Annotated in this window: 20 protein-coding genes, 2 tRNA genes and 1 pseudogene; 11 read left to right on the forward strand and 12 right to left on the reverse strand. The window is 34.4% G+C overall.

Going from position 1 to position 19964, the window contains the following annotated elements:
- The first annotated feature begins 207 nt into the window (after positions 1 to 207).
- Positions 208 to 283, forward strand: a tRNA-Glu gene (locus tag LS70_RS06490).
- Here the strand turns inward: LS70_RS06490 and LS70_RS06495 are convergent.
- Positions 284 to 904, reverse strand: coding sequence for a sugar transferase (locus tag LS70_RS06495; RefSeq protein ID WP_034290986.1), 621 nt, complete (start codon positions 902 to 904; stop codon positions 284 to 286).
- A gap of 105 nt (positions 905 to 1009) precedes the next feature.
- A pseudogene (locus LS70_RS06500) lies at positions 1010 to 2143 on the reverse strand (glycosyltransferase family 4 protein); the annotation flags it as partial.
- 40 nt (positions 2144 to 2183) lie between these two features.
- Between LS70_RS06500 and LS70_RS06505 the strand changes: the two are divergent.
- The 8 genes from LS70_RS06505 (at position 2184) to def (ending at position 10863) form a co-directional block, all read left to right on the forward strand.
- Positions 2184 to 2657, forward strand: a complete 474-nt coding sequence (locus LS70_RS06505) for a hypothetical protein (RefSeq protein ID WP_034290944.1) — start codon at positions 2184 to 2186, stop codon at positions 2655 to 2657.
- 14 nt (positions 2658 to 2671) lie between these two features.
- Positions 2672 to 3451: a histidinol-phosphatase gene (locus LS70_RS06510; protein ID WP_034290947.1), complete on the forward strand. Its 780-nt coding sequence runs from the start codon at positions 2672 to 2674 to the stop codon at positions 3449 to 3451.
- Positions 3452 to 3513: 62 nt separating this feature from the next.
- A tRNA-Sec gene (locus LS70_RS09895) sits at positions 3514 to 3612 on the forward strand.
- A gap of 1127 nt (positions 3613 to 4739) precedes the next feature.
- Positions 4740 to 7256, forward strand: a complete 2517-nt coding sequence (locus LS70_RS06515) for a DNA translocase FtsK (RefSeq protein WP_034290990.1) — start codon at positions 4740 to 4742, stop codon at positions 7254 to 7256.
- A gap of 86 nt (positions 7257 to 7342) precedes the next feature.
- Positions 7343 to 8644 carry a trigger factor gene (gene tig / locus LS70_RS06520; RefSeq protein WP_034290950.1) on the forward strand — a complete coding sequence of 434 codons (1302 nt, stop codon included), beginning with the start codon at positions 7343 to 7345 and terminating at the stop codon, positions 8642 to 8644.
- A gap of 1 nt (position 8645) precedes the next feature.
- Complete coding sequence (clpP, locus tag LS70_RS06525) at positions 8646 to 9236, forward strand: ATP-dependent Clp endopeptidase proteolytic subunit ClpP (RefSeq protein ID WP_034290953.1); 591 nt, start codon at positions 8646 to 8648, stop codon at positions 9234 to 9236.
- Between the two features lie 10 nt (positions 9237 to 9246).
- Positions 9247 to 10356: a diguanylate cyclase domain-containing protein gene (locus LS70_RS06530; protein ID WP_034290956.1), complete on the forward strand. Its 1110-nt coding sequence runs from the start codon at positions 9247 to 9249 to the stop codon at positions 10354 to 10356.
- The gene (gene def / locus LS70_RS06535) at positions 10357 to 10863 is read left to right on the forward strand and encodes a peptide deformylase (protein WP_034290959.1); all 507 of its coding nucleotides are present in this window, start codon (positions 10357 to 10359) and stop codon (positions 10861 to 10863) included.
- Here def and msrA read toward each other — a convergent pair.
- Positions 10860 to 11357: a peptide-methionine (S)-S-oxide reductase MsrA gene (msrA, locus tag LS70_RS06540; RefSeq protein WP_034290962.1), complete on the reverse strand. Its 498-nt coding sequence runs from the start codon at positions 11355 to 11357 to the stop codon at positions 10860 to 10862. The two genes, def and msrA, sit on opposite strands and share 4 nt — an antisense overlap.
- Positions 11358 to 11495: 138 nt before the next feature.
- Between msrA and LS70_RS06545 the strand changes: the two genes are divergently transcribed.
- Positions 11496 to 11834: a rhodanese-like domain-containing protein gene (locus LS70_RS06545; RefSeq protein ID WP_034290965.1), complete on the forward strand. Its 339-nt coding sequence runs from the start codon at positions 11496 to 11498 to the stop codon at positions 11832 to 11834.
- Here LS70_RS06545 and LS70_RS06550 read toward each other — a convergent pair.
- From LS70_RS06550 to trpS, 9 genes are all read right to left on the reverse strand, one after another.
- Positions 11808 to 12521 (reverse strand): methyltransferase domain-containing protein, encoded by a 714-nt coding sequence (locus tag LS70_RS06550; RefSeq protein WP_052083442.1) that lies wholly within the window; start codon positions 12519 to 12521, stop codon positions 11808 to 11810. The genes LS70_RS06545 and LS70_RS06550 overlap by 27 nt on opposite strands.
- Entirely contained in the window at positions 12521 to 13165 is a 645-nt protein-coding gene (locus LS70_RS06555; protein ID WP_034290967.1) for a pimeloyl-ACP methyl esterase BioG family protein, read from the reverse strand. The genes LS70_RS06550 and LS70_RS06555 overlap by 1 nt, the downstream gene beginning before the upstream one ends.
- Positions 13152 to 14336, reverse strand: coding sequence for an aminotransferase class I/II-fold pyridoxal phosphate-dependent enzyme (locus LS70_RS06560; protein WP_034290969.1), 1185 nt, complete (start codon positions 14334 to 14336; stop codon positions 13152 to 13154). Before LS70_RS06560 ends, LS70_RS06555 begins: the two co-directional genes overlap by 14 nt.
- A gap of 6 nt (positions 14337 to 14342) precedes the next feature.
- A complete protein-coding gene (carA, locus tag LS70_RS06565) occupies positions 14343 to 15488 on the reverse strand; it encodes a glutamine-hydrolyzing carbamoyl-phosphate synthase small subunit (RefSeq protein WP_034290971.1) in 1146 nt (381 codons plus the stop codon).
- On the reverse strand, positions 15488 to 16039 hold the full coding sequence (locus LS70_RS06570; RefSeq protein WP_034290973.1) for a DUF507 family protein: 552 nt from the start codon (positions 16037 to 16039) through the stop codon (positions 15488 to 15490). The genes carA and LS70_RS06570 overlap by 1 nt, the downstream gene beginning before the upstream one ends.
- Positions 16040 to 16194: 155 nt before the next feature.
- The gene (locus LS70_RS06575; RefSeq protein WP_034290975.1) at positions 16195 to 16488 is read right to left on the reverse strand and encodes a type II toxin-antitoxin system RelE family toxin; all 294 of its coding nucleotides are present in this window, start codon (positions 16486 to 16488) and stop codon (positions 16195 to 16197) included.
- Positions 16478 to 16804, reverse strand: a complete 327-nt coding sequence (locus LS70_RS06580) for a hypothetical protein (RefSeq protein WP_034290977.1) — start codon at positions 16802 to 16804, stop codon at positions 16478 to 16480. The genes LS70_RS06575 and LS70_RS06580 overlap by 11 nt, the downstream gene beginning before the upstream one ends.
- A gap of 60 nt (positions 16805 to 16864) precedes the next feature.
- Positions 16865 to 17470 carry a dethiobiotin synthase gene (gene bioD, locus LS70_RS06585; protein ID WP_034290978.1) on the reverse strand — a complete coding sequence of 202 codons (606 nt, stop codon included), beginning with the start codon at positions 17468 to 17470 and terminating at the stop codon, positions 16865 to 16867.
- A 1-nt stretch (position 17471) separates the two neighbouring features.
- Positions 17472 to 18467: a tryptophan--tRNA ligase gene (gene trpS, locus LS70_RS06590; protein WP_034290980.1), complete on the reverse strand. Its 996-nt coding sequence runs from the start codon at positions 18465 to 18467 to the stop codon at positions 17472 to 17474.
- A gap of 134 nt (positions 18468 to 18601) precedes the next feature.
- On the opposite strand from trpS, the gene LS70_RS06595 reads away from it, so the two are divergent.
- On the forward strand, positions 18602 to 19964 hold a 1363-nt coding region (locus LS70_RS06595), incomplete at its 3' end, for a PDC sensor domain-containing protein (RefSeq protein WP_138109392.1).

A 19964-nucleotide genomic window follows, 5' to 3' on the forward strand; every position in this document is an offset into this window, starting at 1 on the left:
GATTAATTATATCCAAATCCTTAAGTTTTGTAGCTTATCTTTACCATAATTCTAAAGGCTGCATTTAGAATTAAATTTCGATTAATAAAATATCTATGCGCATTAATTTCTTTTGCTTTGGTTTTTAAATTTGCATTTTTGTGTTGAAAAATGGAATCTAAATTAAGCAAAAAATGGTGATATGTCTGTTAAAATGCGATTCTTTTTGACCCTTTCATCTAGTGGCCAAGGATAATGCCCTTTCACGGCATAAACGGAAGTTCGAATCTTTCAAGGGTCGCCATTAATTTTGGGATTCCTTACTCCCTGTAAATTTTTCCATAGTTACGTTTGTTTGAGAGCTTATATCTTTGCGTTTAAGCACTTTATAAAATGTCATCAAAAAAATCTTACAATCTAGCCAAAAACTAAGATTCTCTACATACCAAACATCAAGCTTGAATTTTTCTTCCCAAGAAATTGCATTGCGTCCATTCACTTGAGCCCAGCCCGTGATTCCCGGTTTTACTTCGTGGCGGCGTGCTTGTGTCTTAGAATACAGAGGCAAATATTCTACAAGCAAAGGGCGCGGACCAATGAAGCTCATTTCTCCTTTTAAGACATTAAAGAGTTGAGGTAACTCATCTAAGCTACTTTTGCGCACAAATTTTCCAAATCCTTTTAAACGCTCACTATCTGGTAACAATTCTCCATTTGCATCGCGCGCATTGCTCATTGTGCGGAATTTATAGATTTTAAAGATTTTGCCATTTTTGCCCGGGCGTTCTTGTGTGAAAAATATTGGAGAGCCAAGCTTTAAGTGGATTAGTAGCGCAACAATAATTAATATCGGTGCAAATAGTAAGATTAAAAGCGCGCTAAAGCTAAAATCAAAAATAGGTTTTATGAAGCTTTGATAAAGAATGGAATCGGAAGTTTTTGGCGCGTTTAAGACTTCTTGATAAAGTTCTAAATATTGTTTAATGATGGATTCTATACTAAATTCTTTGCATATTTTTTCACGACTTGCGCGCCCAAAACGCTCTTGTAAAGGTTTATCTATACAGAGTTTTTCTAAATTTTCTTTTAGGGATTCTACATTTCCAACTTCAACCAAGAATCCATTAACTCCATTTTCTACGACTTCGCGACAACCTACTGCATTTGTCGTGATGATAGGTTTTGCCATACTTCCAGCTTCTAAAAGTGTGCGCGGAATCCCTTCTCTAAAACTTGGCAACACAAACACATCACAGATTCCAATTAATTCTCTAATATCTTTTCTCTCTCCAAGATAAATAACCGCATTTGAGCTTTTTAAAAATGTTTCATCAATAGGAGCAATATTTCCTAAATCTACTCCGCCAACATACAAAAACACAAAATTTGGATATTTTGCTTTTAAGAGTTGTGCAGCTTGATAATATTCTTTTACGCCTTTGTGCAAAATCGCGCGCGCAATCATTAAAATAATAGTGGAATCTTTAGAGATTGTTGAATCAATGGAATCTAAAAGCTTTGTGTGTAACGCTTCTTTTTCTTTTTGTGTGTAGGGCAAAAAGGTTTGTGTATCAATCCCAGAACCTTTGATAAGTGCAGTTTTGTTAGCATCTAGTAGCCTTTTTTGCACAAATAAATCTAAGTCATCTTGATTTTGAAACAGCACTTTTTTTGCAATCTTAAAAGAAACGCGATTGAGTGATTCTATGATAAAGCGAAAAATTTTAGCTTTTGTGTTATTTTGGATATAAAAACTACCAAGTCCTGTTAAGCTGTTAATCACATAAGGAATCCCGGCAATTTTTGCAGCAAATGCACCATAAATATTAGGCTTTAGCATAAAGGTATGCACAATATCCGGGTGTATGGTTTTTAAAATATGTGCAATTTCTTGAATGCTGCTTAATGCGCTAAAGGGGTTTAGACTGCTACGCTTAATGTGATATTCTAATGCTTCAATACCGAGTTTGGGGAATTTGTCAAAGTCTTCACCTTTGGGAATAAGCGCAATAACATCATGCCCTTGCTCCTTTAAAGCAAGCATTATAGGGAGTCGGAATCTAAAAAGATTGGAATCCGTGTGGGATAAAAATACGATTTTCATACAACACCTTTTAAAATTTGTAAGCATTATAACATTTAAAAGACAACAGATTATAAGCATACAATTATGCTATAATGCAAGGTTTTTTAAAGGAGTTGCTATGGATGAAGAACTCGTAGAAGAAGAGGATTTTTTAAACAAGAATGATAATAATGCAGTTATTCAAAAGGTGTGCTTAAATATTAATCCTGCAAATGGAGTGATTAAAGAACAAAGTTATGGTAAGGCTTCTGTCTTATTAGAAGTAACCAACAAAATGGTGATTGACAAAACAGGATTAATCCATTCTGGATATTTATTCTCAAGTGCCGCATATTGCGCGCTTTTAGCAGTCAATGAACCTAATGGAATCATGATTGGTGCAGAAGTGAAGTTTCTAGCACCTATTGAGTTGGGCAATGAAGTGTTGTATCGTGCTGAAACATTGCAAGAAGACACAAAAAAACGCGAAGTAAAAGTAGAAGGATTTGTGTTAGATATTAAAATTTTTGATGCGATTTTCTATATTGCTGTGTTTGATAAACACGTTCTAAGCTTGCATATTACAAGAGAAATGGAAAAGAAAATGGGTTAAAGTAGAGGGAGAAAATGCGCGTAGATTTACATAATCATACAAGTTTGTGCAACCACGCCACAGGCACAATGGAAGAATATATTTTAAAGGCAATAGAAGAAAATATTGATGTTTTTGGGTTTTCTTGCCATAATCCGATGCATTTTGATGCAAAATATAGAATGCGCTTTGAAGAGCTGCCTTTATATTTTAATGAAATTGCGCGTTTGAAAGAAAAATATGCAGAAAAGATTGAGATTTTAAGTGCGCTAGAGATTGACTTTTTGCCTCCATTTATGGAAGATTCCTTATTTGCATTGCCGCTTGATTATAGAATTGGAGCGGTGCATTTTCTAGGGGATTGGGGATTTGATAATCCAGAATTTATAAGAGAATACGCAAAACGTGATATTAATGATTGCTGGGTAGAGTATTTTAGGGCAACAGAAATGCTAGCAAAGAGTGGCAAATTTGACATTGTAGCGCATATGGATTTGTTAAAAGTCTTCAAACATTTTCCTACAAAAGATTTAAGAAAAGAGATAGAATCCGCACTAAAGGCGATAAAGCAAGCAAATATGAGTGTGGAGATTAATGCTGCGGGATTCCGCAAGGAAGTGGGTGAGCAGTATCCTAGCAGAGAAATTTTAGAAATGTGCCATGCTTTAGAGATTCCAATTGTTTTTGGTAGTGATGCACATGCAGTGCAACAGATTAATTTTAAGCGCAAAGAATTAGAATCTTTAGCCAAAGAGGTTGGATATACAAAATGCGCGGTGTATCGCCAAAGGGAACGAGAATTTATAGAGTTTTAGAAAAGCTATCTCAATGAAAATTAAGTAAATTTGCGCTAAATTCTCATTTCTACATAAATTACGGAGGGTAAATGTCGCTGGTGGGCATCGTGGGCTTCAAACCCATTTGAGCGGATAGGTGTCTATTTGCTGGGGAGTTCGATTCTCTCACCCTCTCGCCACTTTTAAAGAACTTAGAAGTAAGGATTTTATCATTAAAACAAAGTTTTATAAAGAATTTTTCCAGCATTTTAATCACACAAAAACACTTGTTATTGGCACATTTATACTTTTTGGGATTCTGACATTTTTGGGGAAAATTGTTTCTTTTTTGAGCTTTTTGCCAAACGCACAATTTTGGTTGTTAGGGTATTTTGGCTACATTTGGGCATTTGTTGTCGCGTATGTGTTGTATCGAGCAAAAGCGATTCCAGATTTTAAGAATTCAGATTTTTTAGAGAGGGCATTAGGTATAGCTGTTGGAGTCTTTGCGCTTTTGGTTCTTCAAGGATTGTTTTTTGAAAAAGCTGGAATTTTAGGTGTAGCCTTTAATAACGTCTTAAAGCCTATTATTACCCCACTTGGAATTTTTGTTTTGGGTCTTTTAATGTTGGGTTTTGGGGTAATTATATATACAGCAAAATCCCCAAAAGAGTTGTATGAAATTATCTTTAATGCGTTAAAGGAGGATTTAAAAAAAGATATAAAGCAAGCGCAAATTTCTAAAGAAGGAATTTACAAAAAGGCAGAGCGATTAAAATATTTTTGGTTAAAAACTAAAGCATTTTTCGCACCCCCTAAAAAGCAAAATCTACAAGAAAACATAAAGCAAGATTTTAAAGAAGAATCTATACAGCATAATGCAGAAGTAACACAAGAGCAAAAAGAAACAAAAGAAAATATGCGCGAGGAAATAGCAGCACAAGAAGATTTGCAAAAAATATCCCAAGAAATACCTCAAGAAAAAGCAGAAACAAAACCACTAAATCAAACAGAGGATTTACGTCCTTTAACCTTAGAAGAGCTTATCGAGCAAAGCAAAGGCAATCCGCCACCTAAAGAGGTTATTCAATTTAATTTTGATGAAGAAGATGAGGAAGAGCAAGAGCAAATACAAGATACACAAGATTTCACAGAAATAATGGAATCGCAAAATTTTGAAGATGGCATTGATGTATTGCGTCAAGATATTGAGCTTCCAATGCGCGAAGATAATCCATTAGAAAGCCAAGAATCTGCTATTCGTGTGATTAGTGCAAAAAGTATTCAACAAGAAGATTTTAATCCAGCGCAATTCCAAATGCAATCTATGGCGAGTTTGGAAAATTTTAAACGTTTTGAAAAAAGCGATTTTTATTTTAAAGAGGAAGAAAAACAAGAAGAACCTATAAAACTTATCAAAAAAGAGGAAATACACTCCTATCAAAATTCGCAAGATGAACAAGATTTACAACCCCAACAAGTCGAGCAACATAAGCTACAAGAACCCACAAAAAAACAAGTGATTAAATCCTATCCCAAAAATCTTTATGCAGCAACACCTTTTAGTGCTTATTATGACAAAGGACCAGTTGGCACACGTGATTATCTTGTCGATGTGGAAAATATCCAAAAGGAATATCCGCGTAAAAATGAAAAAAATGAGCTGCCAAGCACGATTTTTTACTATGGCAATAAGGCTAGCGCATATCCTTTGTCTAGCGCAGAGGTGCAAGAAATGGAATCCCAAACATCAAATGCACAAGAAAATGTTTTGGAGCCACAAAATGTAGAATCACAAGAGAAACAACAAGAGATTCCACAAAGCACAGAATCTTCCCAAACAACAGAAGCTTTAGAGACACAAGATGCAGAATCCAAAAATGCAGAATCTAAAATTGCTCCATTAGAGCAAGAAGAGCCACAAACTTTACAAATCAAAGAAGTTGCGATTCCACAATACACCACAATTCCAGATACAATACCACAATTTGGCTATGGCTATGCGCAGTATCAAGAGCCTGCACAATCTATGCCTTCGCAAATCGTAACCCAACCAGAGGAAATCCATTTATTTCAAGATTCCAAAAAAGCAGAATTGCAAACAAATCTAAAACCACAAGAGCAAAGCACTCCAGCAGAACAAATTCCAATAGAAAAAACCCCAGTTGAACAAATCTCGGTAGAACAAATCCCAGAAGAGCAAACTAATGTAGCTCCACAATCTTCACAACCCATAAATACAGAAGCGCAAAATACTCCCCCGCAAAATGAAGAATCTCACAATATAGAATCTCAACCTTCTGCGATTCCACAATCTCCACAGATTCCTGCGCAAAATATAGTTTTGCAAAATAATGTAGAATCTCAAACACATACCCTTGTAAAAACTTTAGAAGAAAATGTAGCATTAATGGAAGATTTAGAAATAGCACAAACTCCACAAATTATAGAATCTAAAGATTATGAGCTTCCAAAGTTAGAGTTTTTGCAAGAGCCAAAAAGTGCGCATATTGAGATTGATGAGGGTGAAATTGATAGAAAAATCAATGACTTATTAAACAAAATGCGTGTTTTTAAGATTGAAGGCGATATTGTGCGCACTTATTCTGGTCCTATTGTTACGACTTTTGAGTTTCGCCCAAGTCCAAATGTTAAAGTTTCAAGAATCCTAACTTTGCAAGATGATTTGGCAATGGCATTGCGTGCAAAAACAATCCGCATTCAAGCACCAATTCCCGGCAAAGATGTCGTAGGAATAGAGATTCCAAATGCACAGGTAGAAACGATTTATTTGCGTGAAATTTTGGAAAATGATTTATTTAAGCATTCTGTTTCCCCTTTGACTTTAGCATTAGGAAAAGATATTGTGGGTAATCCATTTGTAACAGATTTGAAAAAGCTCCCGCATTTGCTGATTGCTGGCACAACAGGAAGTGGAAAAAGTGTAGGAATTAATGCAATGATTCTCTCTTTATTGTATAAAAATCCCCCCGATAAACTCAAGCTTATTATGGTAGATCCTAAAATGGTAGAATTTAGCATTTATAATGATATTCCCCATTTATTAACGCCCGTAATTACGAATCCTAAAAACGCTATTTTTGCGCTTGATGTCGCGGTTAAAGAAATGGAGCAACGCAACGCGCTCATTAGTGAAGCAAGAGTAAAAAACATTGATAGTTATAACCAAAAAGCAGAAATTGAGGGCTTTGAGCCTTTTCCTTACATTGTGATTATTATTGATGAATTAGCAGATTTAATGATGACAGGCGGCAAAGAAGCAGAGGCTTCCATTTCGCGTTTAACGCAAATGGCGCGTTCAAGTGGAATCCATTTGATTGTTGCGACACAGCGTCCAAGTGTAGATGTTGTTACAGGATTGATTAAAGCAAATCTTCCTTCACGCATTAGTTATAAAGTTGGACAAAAAATTGATTCTAAAGTGATTTTGGATTGTCATGGGGCGGAATCTTTGCTTGGCAATGGAGATATGCTATTTGCAGTAGGAGGAGGCAATGTAACGCGTCTGCATGCTCCTTTTAGCACAGAAGAAGAGATTGAGCGCATTGTAGAGTTTATTAAAGCGCAATGTCCTCCACAATATGATGAGCGTTTTTTGCAAAAAGAAGAGCGTTCGCAAGTGCAATCTAGTGGAGAATCTGATGATCTTTATGAAGAAGCAAAACGTATTATGTTAGCTGATGGTAAAACTTCTATTAGTTACATACAGCGAAGATTGGGAATTGGATTTAATAAAGCAGCAAATATCGTAGAACAAATGGAACAAAGAGGATTTTTAAGCAAGCAAAACTCTAAAGGTATGCGAGAAATTATTGGTGAGTGAAAAAACACACTATAGAATTTGTAGTTTTAAGAAAAGTTTTGCTAAAATCGACAATTACTTAATTTTAATTTTGGAGCATAGAGAGAATGAATGTAAGTCTAAAGGTTAGCAAAGTAGATAGCGCAAATGCAACAGCACAGGCTACGATTCCAGTTGATGCGTTAAACAAAAAGCTAGATAAAATTACAAAGGCAGCTAGCAAGAATCTTAAAATTGATGGATTCCGCAAAGGTAAAGTTCCAGCTGCAGCAATCAAGCAACGCTATGGAAAGCAATTAGAAGAAGATGCGCAAAGGGAGTGCGTGCAAGATTTATTGCAAGATATTCTAAAAGAATTAAATGTTGAGGCATTTATGTTGCTTGGCGACCCACGTATTGTTAAATTTGAGAAAAAAGATAAAGGGATTGAGCTAGAGGTTGAATTAAGTTTAGCACCAATGATTAAACTTGATAATGTAGATGCTTGTATTCCAGAAGTTAAGATTCCAGAAGTAAAAGACGCTGATGTTGAAGAGCGTTTAGAAGAGATTGCAAGTGCTAGAGCACCATTGGTTAAGATTGAAGATGGTAGGCGTAAATTAAAAGATGGCGAGTATGCTAAGATTGATTTTGAAGGCTTTATTGATGGTAAAGCATTTGAAGGCGGGAAAGCAGAGAATTATTTGCTAAAAATTGGTAGCAAATCTTTCATTGAAGGTTTTGAAGAGCAGCTTATTGGAATGAAAAGAGGGGAAGAAAAAGAAATTAATGTAACTTTTCCAGAGAATTATCAAGCACAAAATTTGGCTGGAAAACCTGCAGTGTTCAAAGTTAAACTGCTTGAGATTCAAACAAAAGGCAAGATTGAAATTGATGATAATTTTGCAAAGACATTATTCCCAGATGACAAAGATGCAAGCGTAGATAGCTTAAAATCAAAAGTCAAAGAACAACTTAAAGATGAGAAAAAGCATGAAGTTTATAATAATGTCTTAAAAGAAAAACTTGTCGATAATCTTAATGCAAAAATTTCATTTGATTTGCCAAAGTCTATTGTAGAACAAGAAATGGATTTACTATTTAGAAATGCGCTTATGGCATTATCTAAAGAAGAGCAAGAAAAATTGGCAAAAGATAAAGATGCTATTAAAGCAAAACGTGAAGAACAAAGAGAAAATGCACAAAAAAGTGTGCGTGTAACTTTATTGATTGATGCGATTGCAAAACGTGATAATATTGTAGTTCCTGATAATGAAGTGATTAATACAATTTATTATGAAGCTATGGCAATGCGTCAAGACCCAAAAGCAATGTTTGAATATTATAAAAATAACAATCTAATTCCAGCAGTTAAAATGGCAATGCTTGAAGATAAAGTTCTTACAGTGCTTTTAGATAAAAAGGCGTAATATGGCGTATTATGTGCCAACAGTTATAGAGAAAACCGGGCGCGGTGAGCGCGCGTATGATATTTACTCTAGGCTTTTAAAAGATAGAATCATTTTATTAAGTGGGCAAATTGATGATGGTTTAGCAGCATCTATTGTTGCACAACTATTATTTTTAGAAGCAGAGGACCCTGAGAAGGATATTTATTTGTATATCAATTCTCCGGGTGGCGTGGTAACTAGCGGGTTAAGCATTTATGATACGATGAATTATGTTAAGCCTGATATTAGCACAATTTGTATTGGTCAAGCAGCAAGTATGGGTGCATTTTTATTAAGCTGTGGAACAAAAGGCAAGCGGTATTCTTTGCCTAACTCACGCATTATGATTCATCAACCATTAGGTGGAGCACAAGGGCAAGCGACAGAAATCGAAATCCAAGCAAAAGAAATTTTGCGCTTAAAGGCAAGTCTAAATGCAATTTTGGCTGGTAATACAAACCAGCCATTAGAGAAGATTGCAAAAGATACTGATAGAGACTTTTATCTAAGTGCAAAGGAAGCACAAGAATACGGGTTGATTGATAGTGTTTTAGAAAAAAGTTTGAAATAAGGGGTGCGTGATGAAAGATGATTTTGGTTCGTTTGAAGGATTGCAAAGTTTTGAGACAGGTGGCGCTGAAGACCCAAACGCGGATTCTTTTTCATCTTTTGGTGGTATGGATACTCCCACGCAATCTGCAGACTCTCCTGCTGAAATCTCCTCAAAATCCGAATCAAAAGACGCTAATAGTTTAGAAGAATATGGTTTGCAAGTTGTCCAAGAATTAAATGCAAATGGAGTTTTGCCAACACCTTATAATTATAGAATCTATTTTGAAAAATTATTAGAGAATAAATCACAAGAGTTTAAAGATAGTGCTTCTCAATATGTAGAAATCGACCAACGACCAGCAGAAAAACAAGCAATTTTAGAATCTAAAGTGCTAAAAGTGCAAAGTAATATGAGTGGCACTTTGAGCCAAGTAGGAGCATTAGTAAAAAATCTTAGGCTTTTACAAAGTATTTTAAAAAAACATGAAAAAGAAGTCGAAACAACAAATAATGCGATTGCCTTGCAAAATATTATTTCTGTGTTTCAAAAAGAGCTTGATAAGTTAGGGGAAGTGGTAGATCATCAACTCCAAGATGTTAAGACAATGCATGATAGAACACTTGCTTCAATTGAGGGAATTAGCAATGAAATCATTTGTGATAGCGTTTATGGAATCTATAATAAACGCTTTTTAGAAAAACGCGTGCTTGATGAAGCAGCTACCGTAAATATGGACGGATACAAATCTTCTCTTTTGCTTATTAGAATGTCAAAAAGCCTACAAGGTCGGATAAATTCTGACAAAACAGCAACAGTGATTAATCGGTCTTTGTCAAAAACTTTACAAAAAGTTGCTAATAGAAGTGATATTGTAGCTTATTATGAAGCAGGAGTTTTTGGAATCCTGCTAAGCCATAGTGATAAAGATGCAGCAAAACGTTTTGCAAATCGTCTCATTGAAAAAGTAATTGGAATAAACATTATTGTAGGTGATGAAGAGATTCCATTAAGTGTTTGCACTGGAATTGTCGAAATTAATGAGTTTTCTAAAGCAAAAGATATTATCAAAAATGCTCTTGAAGCCCTAAAAAAAGCATCAAATAGCAATATCTCCTTTGTGGTGTATGGGGAAAATTAAGTGTTAGAGGTTATCACTTATCCTAATCCCTTATTGCGCCAAATTTCTAAACCCGTAGAAGTCTTTGATGAAGAGTTGCATACGCTATTAGATGGAATGTATGAAGTTATGTTGGTTAAAAATGGAGTTGGAATCTCCGCAATTCAAGTAGCAAAGCCTATTAGAGCACTTTTGATTTGTATTCCAGATGAAGAAGGTAATCAACACAAAGAAGACTTGCTAGAAGTGATTAATCCGGAGATTATAGAAAAAGATGGTGAGATTATTTTTAGTGAGGGGTGTTTGAGTGTTCCGGAGTTTTATGAAGACATCAAACGTTATTCTAGGGTCAAGGTAGTTTATCAAGACCGCTTCGGCAAAAAGCACGAGATTACCGCACAAGATTATTTAGCGGTTGCTTTTCAGCATGAAATTGACCATTTAAATGGAGTTTTATTTGTCGATAAGCTCTCTATCGTCAAGCGCAAGAAATTTGAAAAAGGCTTGAAGCAAAAGCACAAATTCTAATCTAGCTCCCTTAATGCTGCATTTAAGTCAATATGACAATATCCATTAGGGTTTTTTTCTAAGTATTTTTGATGATAGGATTCTGCAGAATAGAAATTTTCTAACAGACAAACTTCTGTAACAATTTTTTGAGAAAATTGTTTTTGTAAGGATTCTATAAAATCTTGAATCTCTGCTAGTATTTTTGTGTCTTTTGTATAGATTCCGCTTCTGTATTGTGTGCCAATATCATTACCTTGATAATTTAGCGCAAATGGGTCAATGATACTAAAGAAACGTTTTAATAATGTCTCAAGAGCTAAAATATTGGAATCAAAAACAATCTCCACTGCTTCTGCTGCTTCTGTTGTGCCACTACAAACTTGGTGATAATTAGGCGATTCTATTTTAGAATTTGCATAGCCAACTTGTGAGTAAATTACACCATTGAGTAAATCAAAATACCCTTGCACTCCCCAAAAACATCCGCCAGCTAAATAAATTGTTTGTTGCATTATTTCTCCTTATAATGCTAAATGTTGTTGATTTATACATAAAATGTTTAAAAAATAGCCTTAATAATCCTAGAAACAATAGAGTTGTTTTAAATAAAATTGATTAAAATTACCAAATTTTAATCACAAGGAAAATCTATGCAAACTTACGGAAAAAATCATCAAAGCTTAGCAAAAGCGATTTTTAAAGAGGATTTAGGAAAGATTATTGATTCTAATGAGTGGATATTGGTAGATATTAGAATGCCTCTTGATTTTATGGAAGGACATCTAAAAGGAGCGTTAAATATTACAACACAAGATGAGCTACAAATACTCCTAAAAGACAATCCAGATAAAAAGATTCTTTTTAATTGTTATAGTGGGCATACGGTTTCATTGCTAGGAAATGATTTAGTCAATAGCGGCTATACAAATGTGTATTTTTTAGATGAAGAAATTAGCGTATGTTTAGGATTTTTGGGCGAGCAAAAATAACATATGATAGGTTAGGTGGTTTTGGAATTGTTCTGTATAAGCATTTAAATGCGCCTTTGTAAGTGTGAAATTTGGTTTAAGCGCATTAACTCCGGTTACTTTTAGGTGCTTAAAGACGCTTAGTGGATTATTAAAATGTAGAGTTTGCGTGTGCTCAAAGGAATTTAAAATTTTAAAATCACTTAAAAGATGGGGATATTCTTGTAACTCTAAATAATCAAGACTTAAGCCAAATAAAGTTTTGAGTTCTTTAAAATTATCACTCCCAAAGGTGCTAAAAAGCAAGATTCCATTTTCTTTTAAAAACGCACTAAGTTTTGGCAGTAAAACTCTCTGATTACTCCATTGAAGCGCAGCATTAGAAAGGATTAGGTCAAACTTTTTTTCTTTTAAAGCTTTGATGTGTTCAATCATCTCAAAATCTGCTTGGATAAATTCTATATTCTCTAGTGCAAAATTGACCAAATCTATACCAATATAACGCGTAGGTTTATAATGTTTAATGATTTTTTGGCTTAAGATTCCATTGCCAATTCCAAGCTCCAAAACTTCTCCTAAACTTTCTTTGTGTTCTTGCAAAAGATTCCATAAAATATCTTGCATTGTTTGTTGCAAGATTGCGCATTTTGTGTATGTTTCTTTGGAATTTTGAAATTTTTGCTTGAGATAATCTTTTTGAATGTGCATTAAAATTTCCAATCAAAAAATGCAAAATGGGGTGCATCAAGTTCTAAAATTTTTGTTTGGTTTTGCCAAAATGTGCGTTGGGCTTTTGGGCTAAAGATTAAATCCCTTGTCGAAATGTATGCAAAATCCCAAGAAATGGGAGATGAAAAACTATTGTGCGCAGAGCAGGTTTCTATAAAAAAAGTAAGCTCATCACACAAAATGTTGGAATCTAAAAAGACAAAATCTTTTGTTTTTGTCAAATGCTCTTCAAATAAATTGCTTTTAAATTGTTCTAATGCCACATTGCTATGATTTGTAAAATGTTTTTGCGTATGTTTAAAAAGAGTTAGTGGAATCCCATAGTCTTTGTGGATTCCGTATTCTGTGCCATTAATAGCAATAGCTTTATGGGGCTTGAAAGCATGGAGAGATAAAAATAAGCGAGCGATAAAAACTCCCATAGAAAAAGCAATAAGCGTGATTTTGGAATTTTTGGGCAATGTGTTTAAAGAATCTAAAAGAGTGCTAAAGTCTAAATGCGTGTAATTGTATAAAAGAATATGGTTTTTAAAAAAAGGAGCAAAATGGCTAGGGTGCGAAGCAAAGCCCCCAAAAATTAAAAAAATTTCATCGGTGTTATCTAAGGATTTATGGAGTTGCATAGGTTATCTTTTGGAGGATTTTTACTAGGTTTTCTAGGGGTTTAGATTCTAAATTTGCAGTCAGTGAAAAACGCAAAAGAGCTTTGTTTTTTGGAACGCTTGGTGTTTTGATAGCGGGGGCAAAATAACCTTCCTTTGCAAGTGATTTGGAAAAATGTATCGCTTTTGCATTTTGCCCTAAAACTAAACTAATGATATTATAATCGCCCAAAATTTCTAAATCCAAATTTTCTTGCAAGCTTGTTTTGAAGCTATTACAAAGTGTCGCTAAAACTTCTCTTTTTTCTTCTAGTTTTGAAAGCTCTAAAAATACAAATAAAGTGCGCGCTATATTAATAGGGGGTAAAGCAGTGGAGTAGATAAGAGCGCGCGCTGTGTTGATGAAATAGTCTTTAAAGATTGTATTGCATAATACACAAGCCCCCATTGATGATAGGGCTTTGCCAAAAGTCAGGATAAGAAAATCAATATCTTTTAATACACCTAAATTCGCGCATAATCCTAAACCATTTTTGCCAAAACTGCCTATACTATGTGCTTCATCAATATATAAATAGACATTAGGATAAGACTTTTTTAGCGCGATTAAATCAAGTAAAGGAGTGAAATCTCCCTCCATACTAAAAAGCCCTTCACTTAGAATAATGATAGAATCGTAACATTCTACATTTTGTTCTAAAATTTTCTTTAAAGATTCCATATCATTATGAGAAAAACGCTTAAAATTAGGCGTCTTGAAGCCTTTTAGCCCATCAATATGGCTTGCGTGAATTGATTTATCAGCGACAAACAAAACATTTAGCGCGCTTAATGCGCTAATTGCACCAATATTTGCGTGGTATCCACTATTAAAGAGTAAAGATTCCTTGCCAAAAAGTGTTTTTAAATGCGATTCCAAAAGCGTATAAATTTCAAAATTTCCACTAAGTAGGCGCGAAGAAGAGGAGCTAAAATAGCAATGCTCTTTAAAAAGTGTGGAATCTAAAAAGCGTTGGTTGAAGTCTTTATCGCTAGATAAACCTAAATAATCATTGCTTGCAAGATTTAATAATGCAGAATCTTGTATAATAAGTGTCGTTCCATGATGTTTTTGGAGAAATAAACTGCGGGTGTTAGAATCTTTTTTTAAGGATTCTAACTGCGCTAAAACTTGGGATTCTAAGGGTTGCATTGATGGTTAATGTTTTGCTGCATCTAAAAGTTTAGAAAACTCCTGAAAAAGTGCGCTAGATTCTAAAGGTCCTGGTCCTGCTTCTGGGTGATGTTGAAAAGAACAAATGAGTGTATTTTTGTAACGCACACCTTCAATCGTATTGTCAAAAAGATTTCTATGTGTAATTTCAGCAATTTCAGCAATAGATTCTGGCACAGAATAATTATGGTTTTGCGCAGTGATTTCAACCTGATTAGTTAAAAGATTTTTAACAGGGTGATTTCCGCCGTGATGTCCAAATTTAAGTTTGTAGGTGGGATAACCTTGCGCCAAAGAAAGCAGTTGGTGTCCTAAGCAAATCGCAAAAAGTGGAATCCTAGCTTCAATTAAAGCTTTAATGCCTGCAATTTCTTGTGTTAAAATTTGCGGATCCCCTGGACCATTTGATAAAAAGATTCCATCAAAATCCCTAGCTTTGAAACGCGCAATTAAACTTTGTGCATCAAAATTATGTGGAATCACCTCCACATTAAAACCTGCACTTACAAGTTGGTTTAAAATACTGCGTTTAATACCAAAGTCAATAGCGATGATTTTTTGGCGTGTGTTAGGTGTCGTATAATCCATAGTCGAGAAGTCAAAATTCCCAAATGTGTGCTTGTAAGATGCTTTTGTGCTAACTTCTTTAATATAATCTATCTCTTCAATCTTCGCACTTTTTTCTAAAATCGTTTTTAGTTCGTCTTTGTCTGAAATTTCAGTAGAAGCAACCATCATCATTGCACCTTCTTGACGCAGTGTTTTGGTCAAAAAACGCGTGTCAATCTCACAAATTCCCATTGCGCCAAAGTTTTTTAGAAAAGCACTTAAACTCTCAACAGCACGAAAGTTTGAATATTTTTCATTATAATGGCGACATAGAATCCCTTTTGCAAAGATTCCACGACTTTCCATATCTTGTAAATTTGTTCCTACGATTCCAATCTCTGGCATTGTAAAACAGATAAATTGCCCTGCATAGCTTGGGTCTGTGGTGATTTCTTGATAGCCTGTTAAAGAAGTGTTAAAAACAAGCTCCCCAACACTTGTAGTTTCTGCGCCAAAGCTTTTTGCCTTAAAAAACATTCCATTTGCAAGGTAAATCCACGCGTCTTTTAAAGGAGTTTGCATTATAAAAATCCTTTCTTTTTAAGCTCTTCTTGATAGAGTTTATCAAAGATTAAATCATATTCTTCACTTCCAAAAATGATTTTACGCTTGTAGTTTGCAATCCGCTCTTGCACAATATCTTCAATCTCATTATATGCTTTTGAATAGCTATTAATTGCTTTAAAAATCACATTAATAATGCGTGTTTCAGAAGTTGCAGAGTCGATTAAATCCTCTTCAAAAAGTTCATTTAAAATCTTATGAGAAAGATTGTTGTAGCGGTCTTCAAATCTTAAAATAAAATTTTCATTTTCTGCAAGCTTTTGTTTAATACGCCAAAAAAGTTGGTGTTCATCTGCTTGCATAAACTCGATTTCTTCTAAATTTTCCTCTAGCAAATCTCTAGCTTTGTCCTCAATGCGCGCTTCTTCTTGAATATCTTGAGTGATATATTTTTCTGCAACTTGCGCAATGCTTTCAAGTCCGTGCAAAATACTCACAAAACCGCAAGTGGATAAGTCTAAAGCGATTTTATTTCCAATATAAGGTGCGTGTGCGAGTTTAAATTTCATAAGCGTGCCTTTGCATAAATATTTTTGATAAATTTTTGCGCTATTGTAGCGTTTTGTGTCTTAAAAAATCTCTTTATCAGAAAAGCCGCTCGCCATTACGCATTCTTTTTATTTTCTGTAAGTTTCTTTTAAATTAAACCTTGAAATTTGGCTTATCATAAGCCCCTGTAAGTGCTATCATCTCTTTTTGTGATTTTGATAATTTGGATTATTTTGAATGCGTTGTTTTCAATTCTGCCAATAATGCGATAATCCCCCAATCTCCAACGATAGCGATTATCCATAAAGCCTTGTAATTTTTTAGCATTTGGCAAGGAGCAAGGGTCAGAGGAATTTTTTAGGATATTATGCAAGAAAAAAAGTATCTTTTCGCTCTGTCTTTTTTGTTTCTTTTCAATATTTTTTAAAAACTTACCCACCTTTTTTTCAATGAAAATCTCATAGCTCATCGCTATAATCCCTATTTATTTCGGATTCTACTTCCGCTTTTAGCTCTGCTTTTTCACTTGCACTCATTTTTTCAAACCCCTTTTTATAGCTCTTATAGCTTTGGCTTTGCTCTAAAGGGATAAAATCATATTTTGGGAGGTCAAGTTTCTCTTTTAGTTTAGCTTTTAAGAATCTGATTAGTGCATTTTTGTTTTTAAGCTTTATTTCAAAGTCTGCTTTTAATTTGGCTTCACTTTTTTTTGCTAATAGCAGTGAATTTAACAACTGCTTTTCACTCATATTTGCATATTTTTCATAATCAATCTTTGATGCCATTTTACACACTCCATTTTTAAGTGTTGGAATTAAACTTGTAAAATTATAATATTTTACAAACTAAAAAATCTTTAGAGTTTCTAATTCTTTTTTCAAATCTAAAGCAAGGGTTTGAAAGTTTTTAGAATCGCTAAAGTTAGGGAAATGAGCGATTTTTGCTTGTGTGTAATGTTGTATGAAAGTATCCATTTGGGCATTTTGCGTTTTAGAAATCACAATGCCTAGAAGCGGAATCTCGCGTGCCTTTAGTGCCGCAACACTTAGCAAAATATGATTAATCCCTCCTAAATAATATCCACCGACAAGCAAACAAGGAAGCTTAGAATGCTCTAGATAGTCAATCATGCAAGATTCCATATCAAGTGGAGTAAAAAGTCCTCCTGCGCTTTCAACTAGCAAAGATTTAGAGTTAGGAAGTGGAATCTCTAAGCCTTTGTAGGATTTTTGTTCTTTTTGCATTGCAATATGCGGGCTTGCTGGGGTTTTTAATGTGATTCCATTTGGGTGCGTGAAAGTATTTGGAGAGAGTTTTTTAATCCTCTCACAATCCATCGGGATTCCTGCTTGCACAAGCTTAAAATATTCTAGCCCAAAAGCATAGCAAAGTGCGGCACTTATTGTTGTTTTGCCAACATCAGTGTGGCTTCCAGCGATGAAGATTTGCAAGCTAGATTAACCCCATTTTTTCTTTGGCTTCTGTGTAAGTCGCAGTTGCGATTTTTTGTGCAGTTTGCGCGCCAACATCTAGGATTTTGTGTAAATAGTCTTGCTCTAAAATGAGTTTTTCATAAGATTCCCTAATAGGGCGTAATCCCTCAATCACAGCTTCTGCCACCCTTTCTTTGAGTTTGCCATAACCAAGCCCAGCAAATTCCGATTCTATTTCCTCTTGCGTTTGCTTCGTAAAACATTGATAAATAGTTAGCAAATTATAAACTCCCGCACGCTCTTTATGAAAAGCGATAATCCCCTCGCTATCTGTTGTGGCTTTTTTAATCTTTTTGACAATCCTATCAGGTGTATCAATGAGTGCGATAGAATGATTTGGTTTATCGCTTGAGCTTTTGCTCATTTTTTTAGTCGGGTCATCTAGCCCCATAATGCGCGCTCCTTCTTGCATAATCAAAGGTTCTGGCACGACAAAAGTTTCTCCAAAATCACGATTGAAGCGAATCGCAGTATCACGCGCTAGCTCAATATGCTGCTTTTGGTCTTCACCAACAGGCACAAGATTGCTTTTATAGAGTAAAATATCCGCGCTCATAAGGTTTGGATAATTAAAAAGTCCAGCAAAAATGCTTTTAGGATTCTTTTGGCTTTTGTCTTTAAACTGCGTCATTCGACTTAAATCACCCATTGGCGTGATACAAGTGAGTAGCCAAGCCAAAGAAGTGTGTTCTTGCACTTTAGATTGGATAAAGAGTGTGGATTTTTTAGGATTGATTCCACAAGCAAGTAGCATTGCGCACAAATCATAAGTTTTTTCTTTTAAAATTTTTGGATTTTGAGGAAGTGTGATTGCATGGGAATTTACTACACAAAAAACATTTTCATAGGAATCTTGACGTTCAACCCAATTTTTCACAGCACCTAAGTAGTTTCCTAAGTGGATATTTCCCGTGGGTTGTATGCCAGAGAATACGCGCAATTTGTTTGTTTGCATTACAATCCTTAAAATAAATTTAGTAAAATTATACAATATGTATTATTAATTTTATTTTTTTCTTATGTAATTTTAGAGACAATTAAATTTTTATTTTTCTGAAAATTTAAAAACACGAAATAGGGAGTAAAATAATGTTAAAAAATCTAAAATTAGGCACAAGAATTTCTTTGTTGTTGTCTTTTGTTATTGTGGTTTGTATGGGAATTATGACTTATGTTATAGTTTCTTCAAGTGCATCTATCCAAGAAAAAGAAGCGCATAAATTGCTTCAAAATGTTGCCTTAAGAATGAGCAATCTTGTTCAAGGTAAGTTTAATCAGAGTTTTATGAGTTTAGATGCATTAGGAAATGTCATTGAAGAAACACTAAAATATGCAGACAATATGCATCATGGAGGAACTTTAGATAATGTTTTAAACCATGCTTTAGATATGGATCAAAATGCAAGTTTTTTGTATCTCTATCTTTCTAATGTCAATGCGATTCGCGCAGAAAACCGTCTCCCAAATGGACATTTTTTGATGATTAGGGGTGATGGTGATATTAGTAATGCAGGAGGAATTTATAAAGTTCAAGCCACAGAAAAAATTTTAAATTTTGGAAGTGTGCAAAAGGCTTTACAAACAGGCAAGCCAACAATAGGAGAACCAACTTTTGAAAACATTGATGGAAAAAAAGAAATTTTAGCAGTTAGAATGAATTTTCCTATTAAAAACCAGCAAGGTGCTATTGTTGGAGTTATTGGAATCATTTTGGATATGGAAAGGATTGGAACTTGGTTACAGGATTCTTCTTTGAGTGTTTTCAATAGAGATTATCGTTTTGTTATGACAGAATCTGCAAATATTGCTGTGCATCCAAATGCAAGTTTTTTGTCTAAAAACATGTCTGAAATAAGTGCAAATGTTTTCACAGAATCAATTATTAATGCCTCTATTAATCATAAAAATGGTGTTTATGAATATTTAATAGTTGGTAAAGAAAAAGCAAAAGAAAAAGCATTGGTTGGATTATCTTCTTTTAGGATTTATAATGATTTAGCAAATTGGACGGTATTGTTAGTCGCTCCCTTAAAATCTATTATGGAGCCCGTATATTCTTTGCAAACAACCATTATAATGGGTGTCATTCTTTCTATTTTAGTGATTCTTTCTATTATATTTTTTTATATCAAAAGTGCAGTTATCGCAAGATTAAATGTCGTCTCTCATCTACTCAATGATTTCTTTAGATTCCTCAACCACGAAACAAAAACTCCTCCACATCTTGTCCGCCCAAAAGCAGAAGATGAGATTGGAAAAATGGCATTAGCGATTAATCAAAATATTGAGATTACACAACAAGGCTTAAAGCAAGATGAAACAGCTATTACCCAATCTGCAAAAACAGCAAAAACAGTAGAAGAAGGTAATTTAACTGCAAGAATTATAGAGAATCCTCATAATCCACAACTTGTAGAATTAAAAAATGTGTTAAATAATATGCTAGATGTCT

Origin of the sequence: Helicobacter sp. MIT 11-5569, assembly GCF_000765695.2 — a bacterium.
In the GTDB taxonomy this organism is placed as follows: domain Bacteria; phylum Campylobacterota; class Campylobacteria; order Campylobacterales; family Helicobacteraceae; genus Helicobacter_D.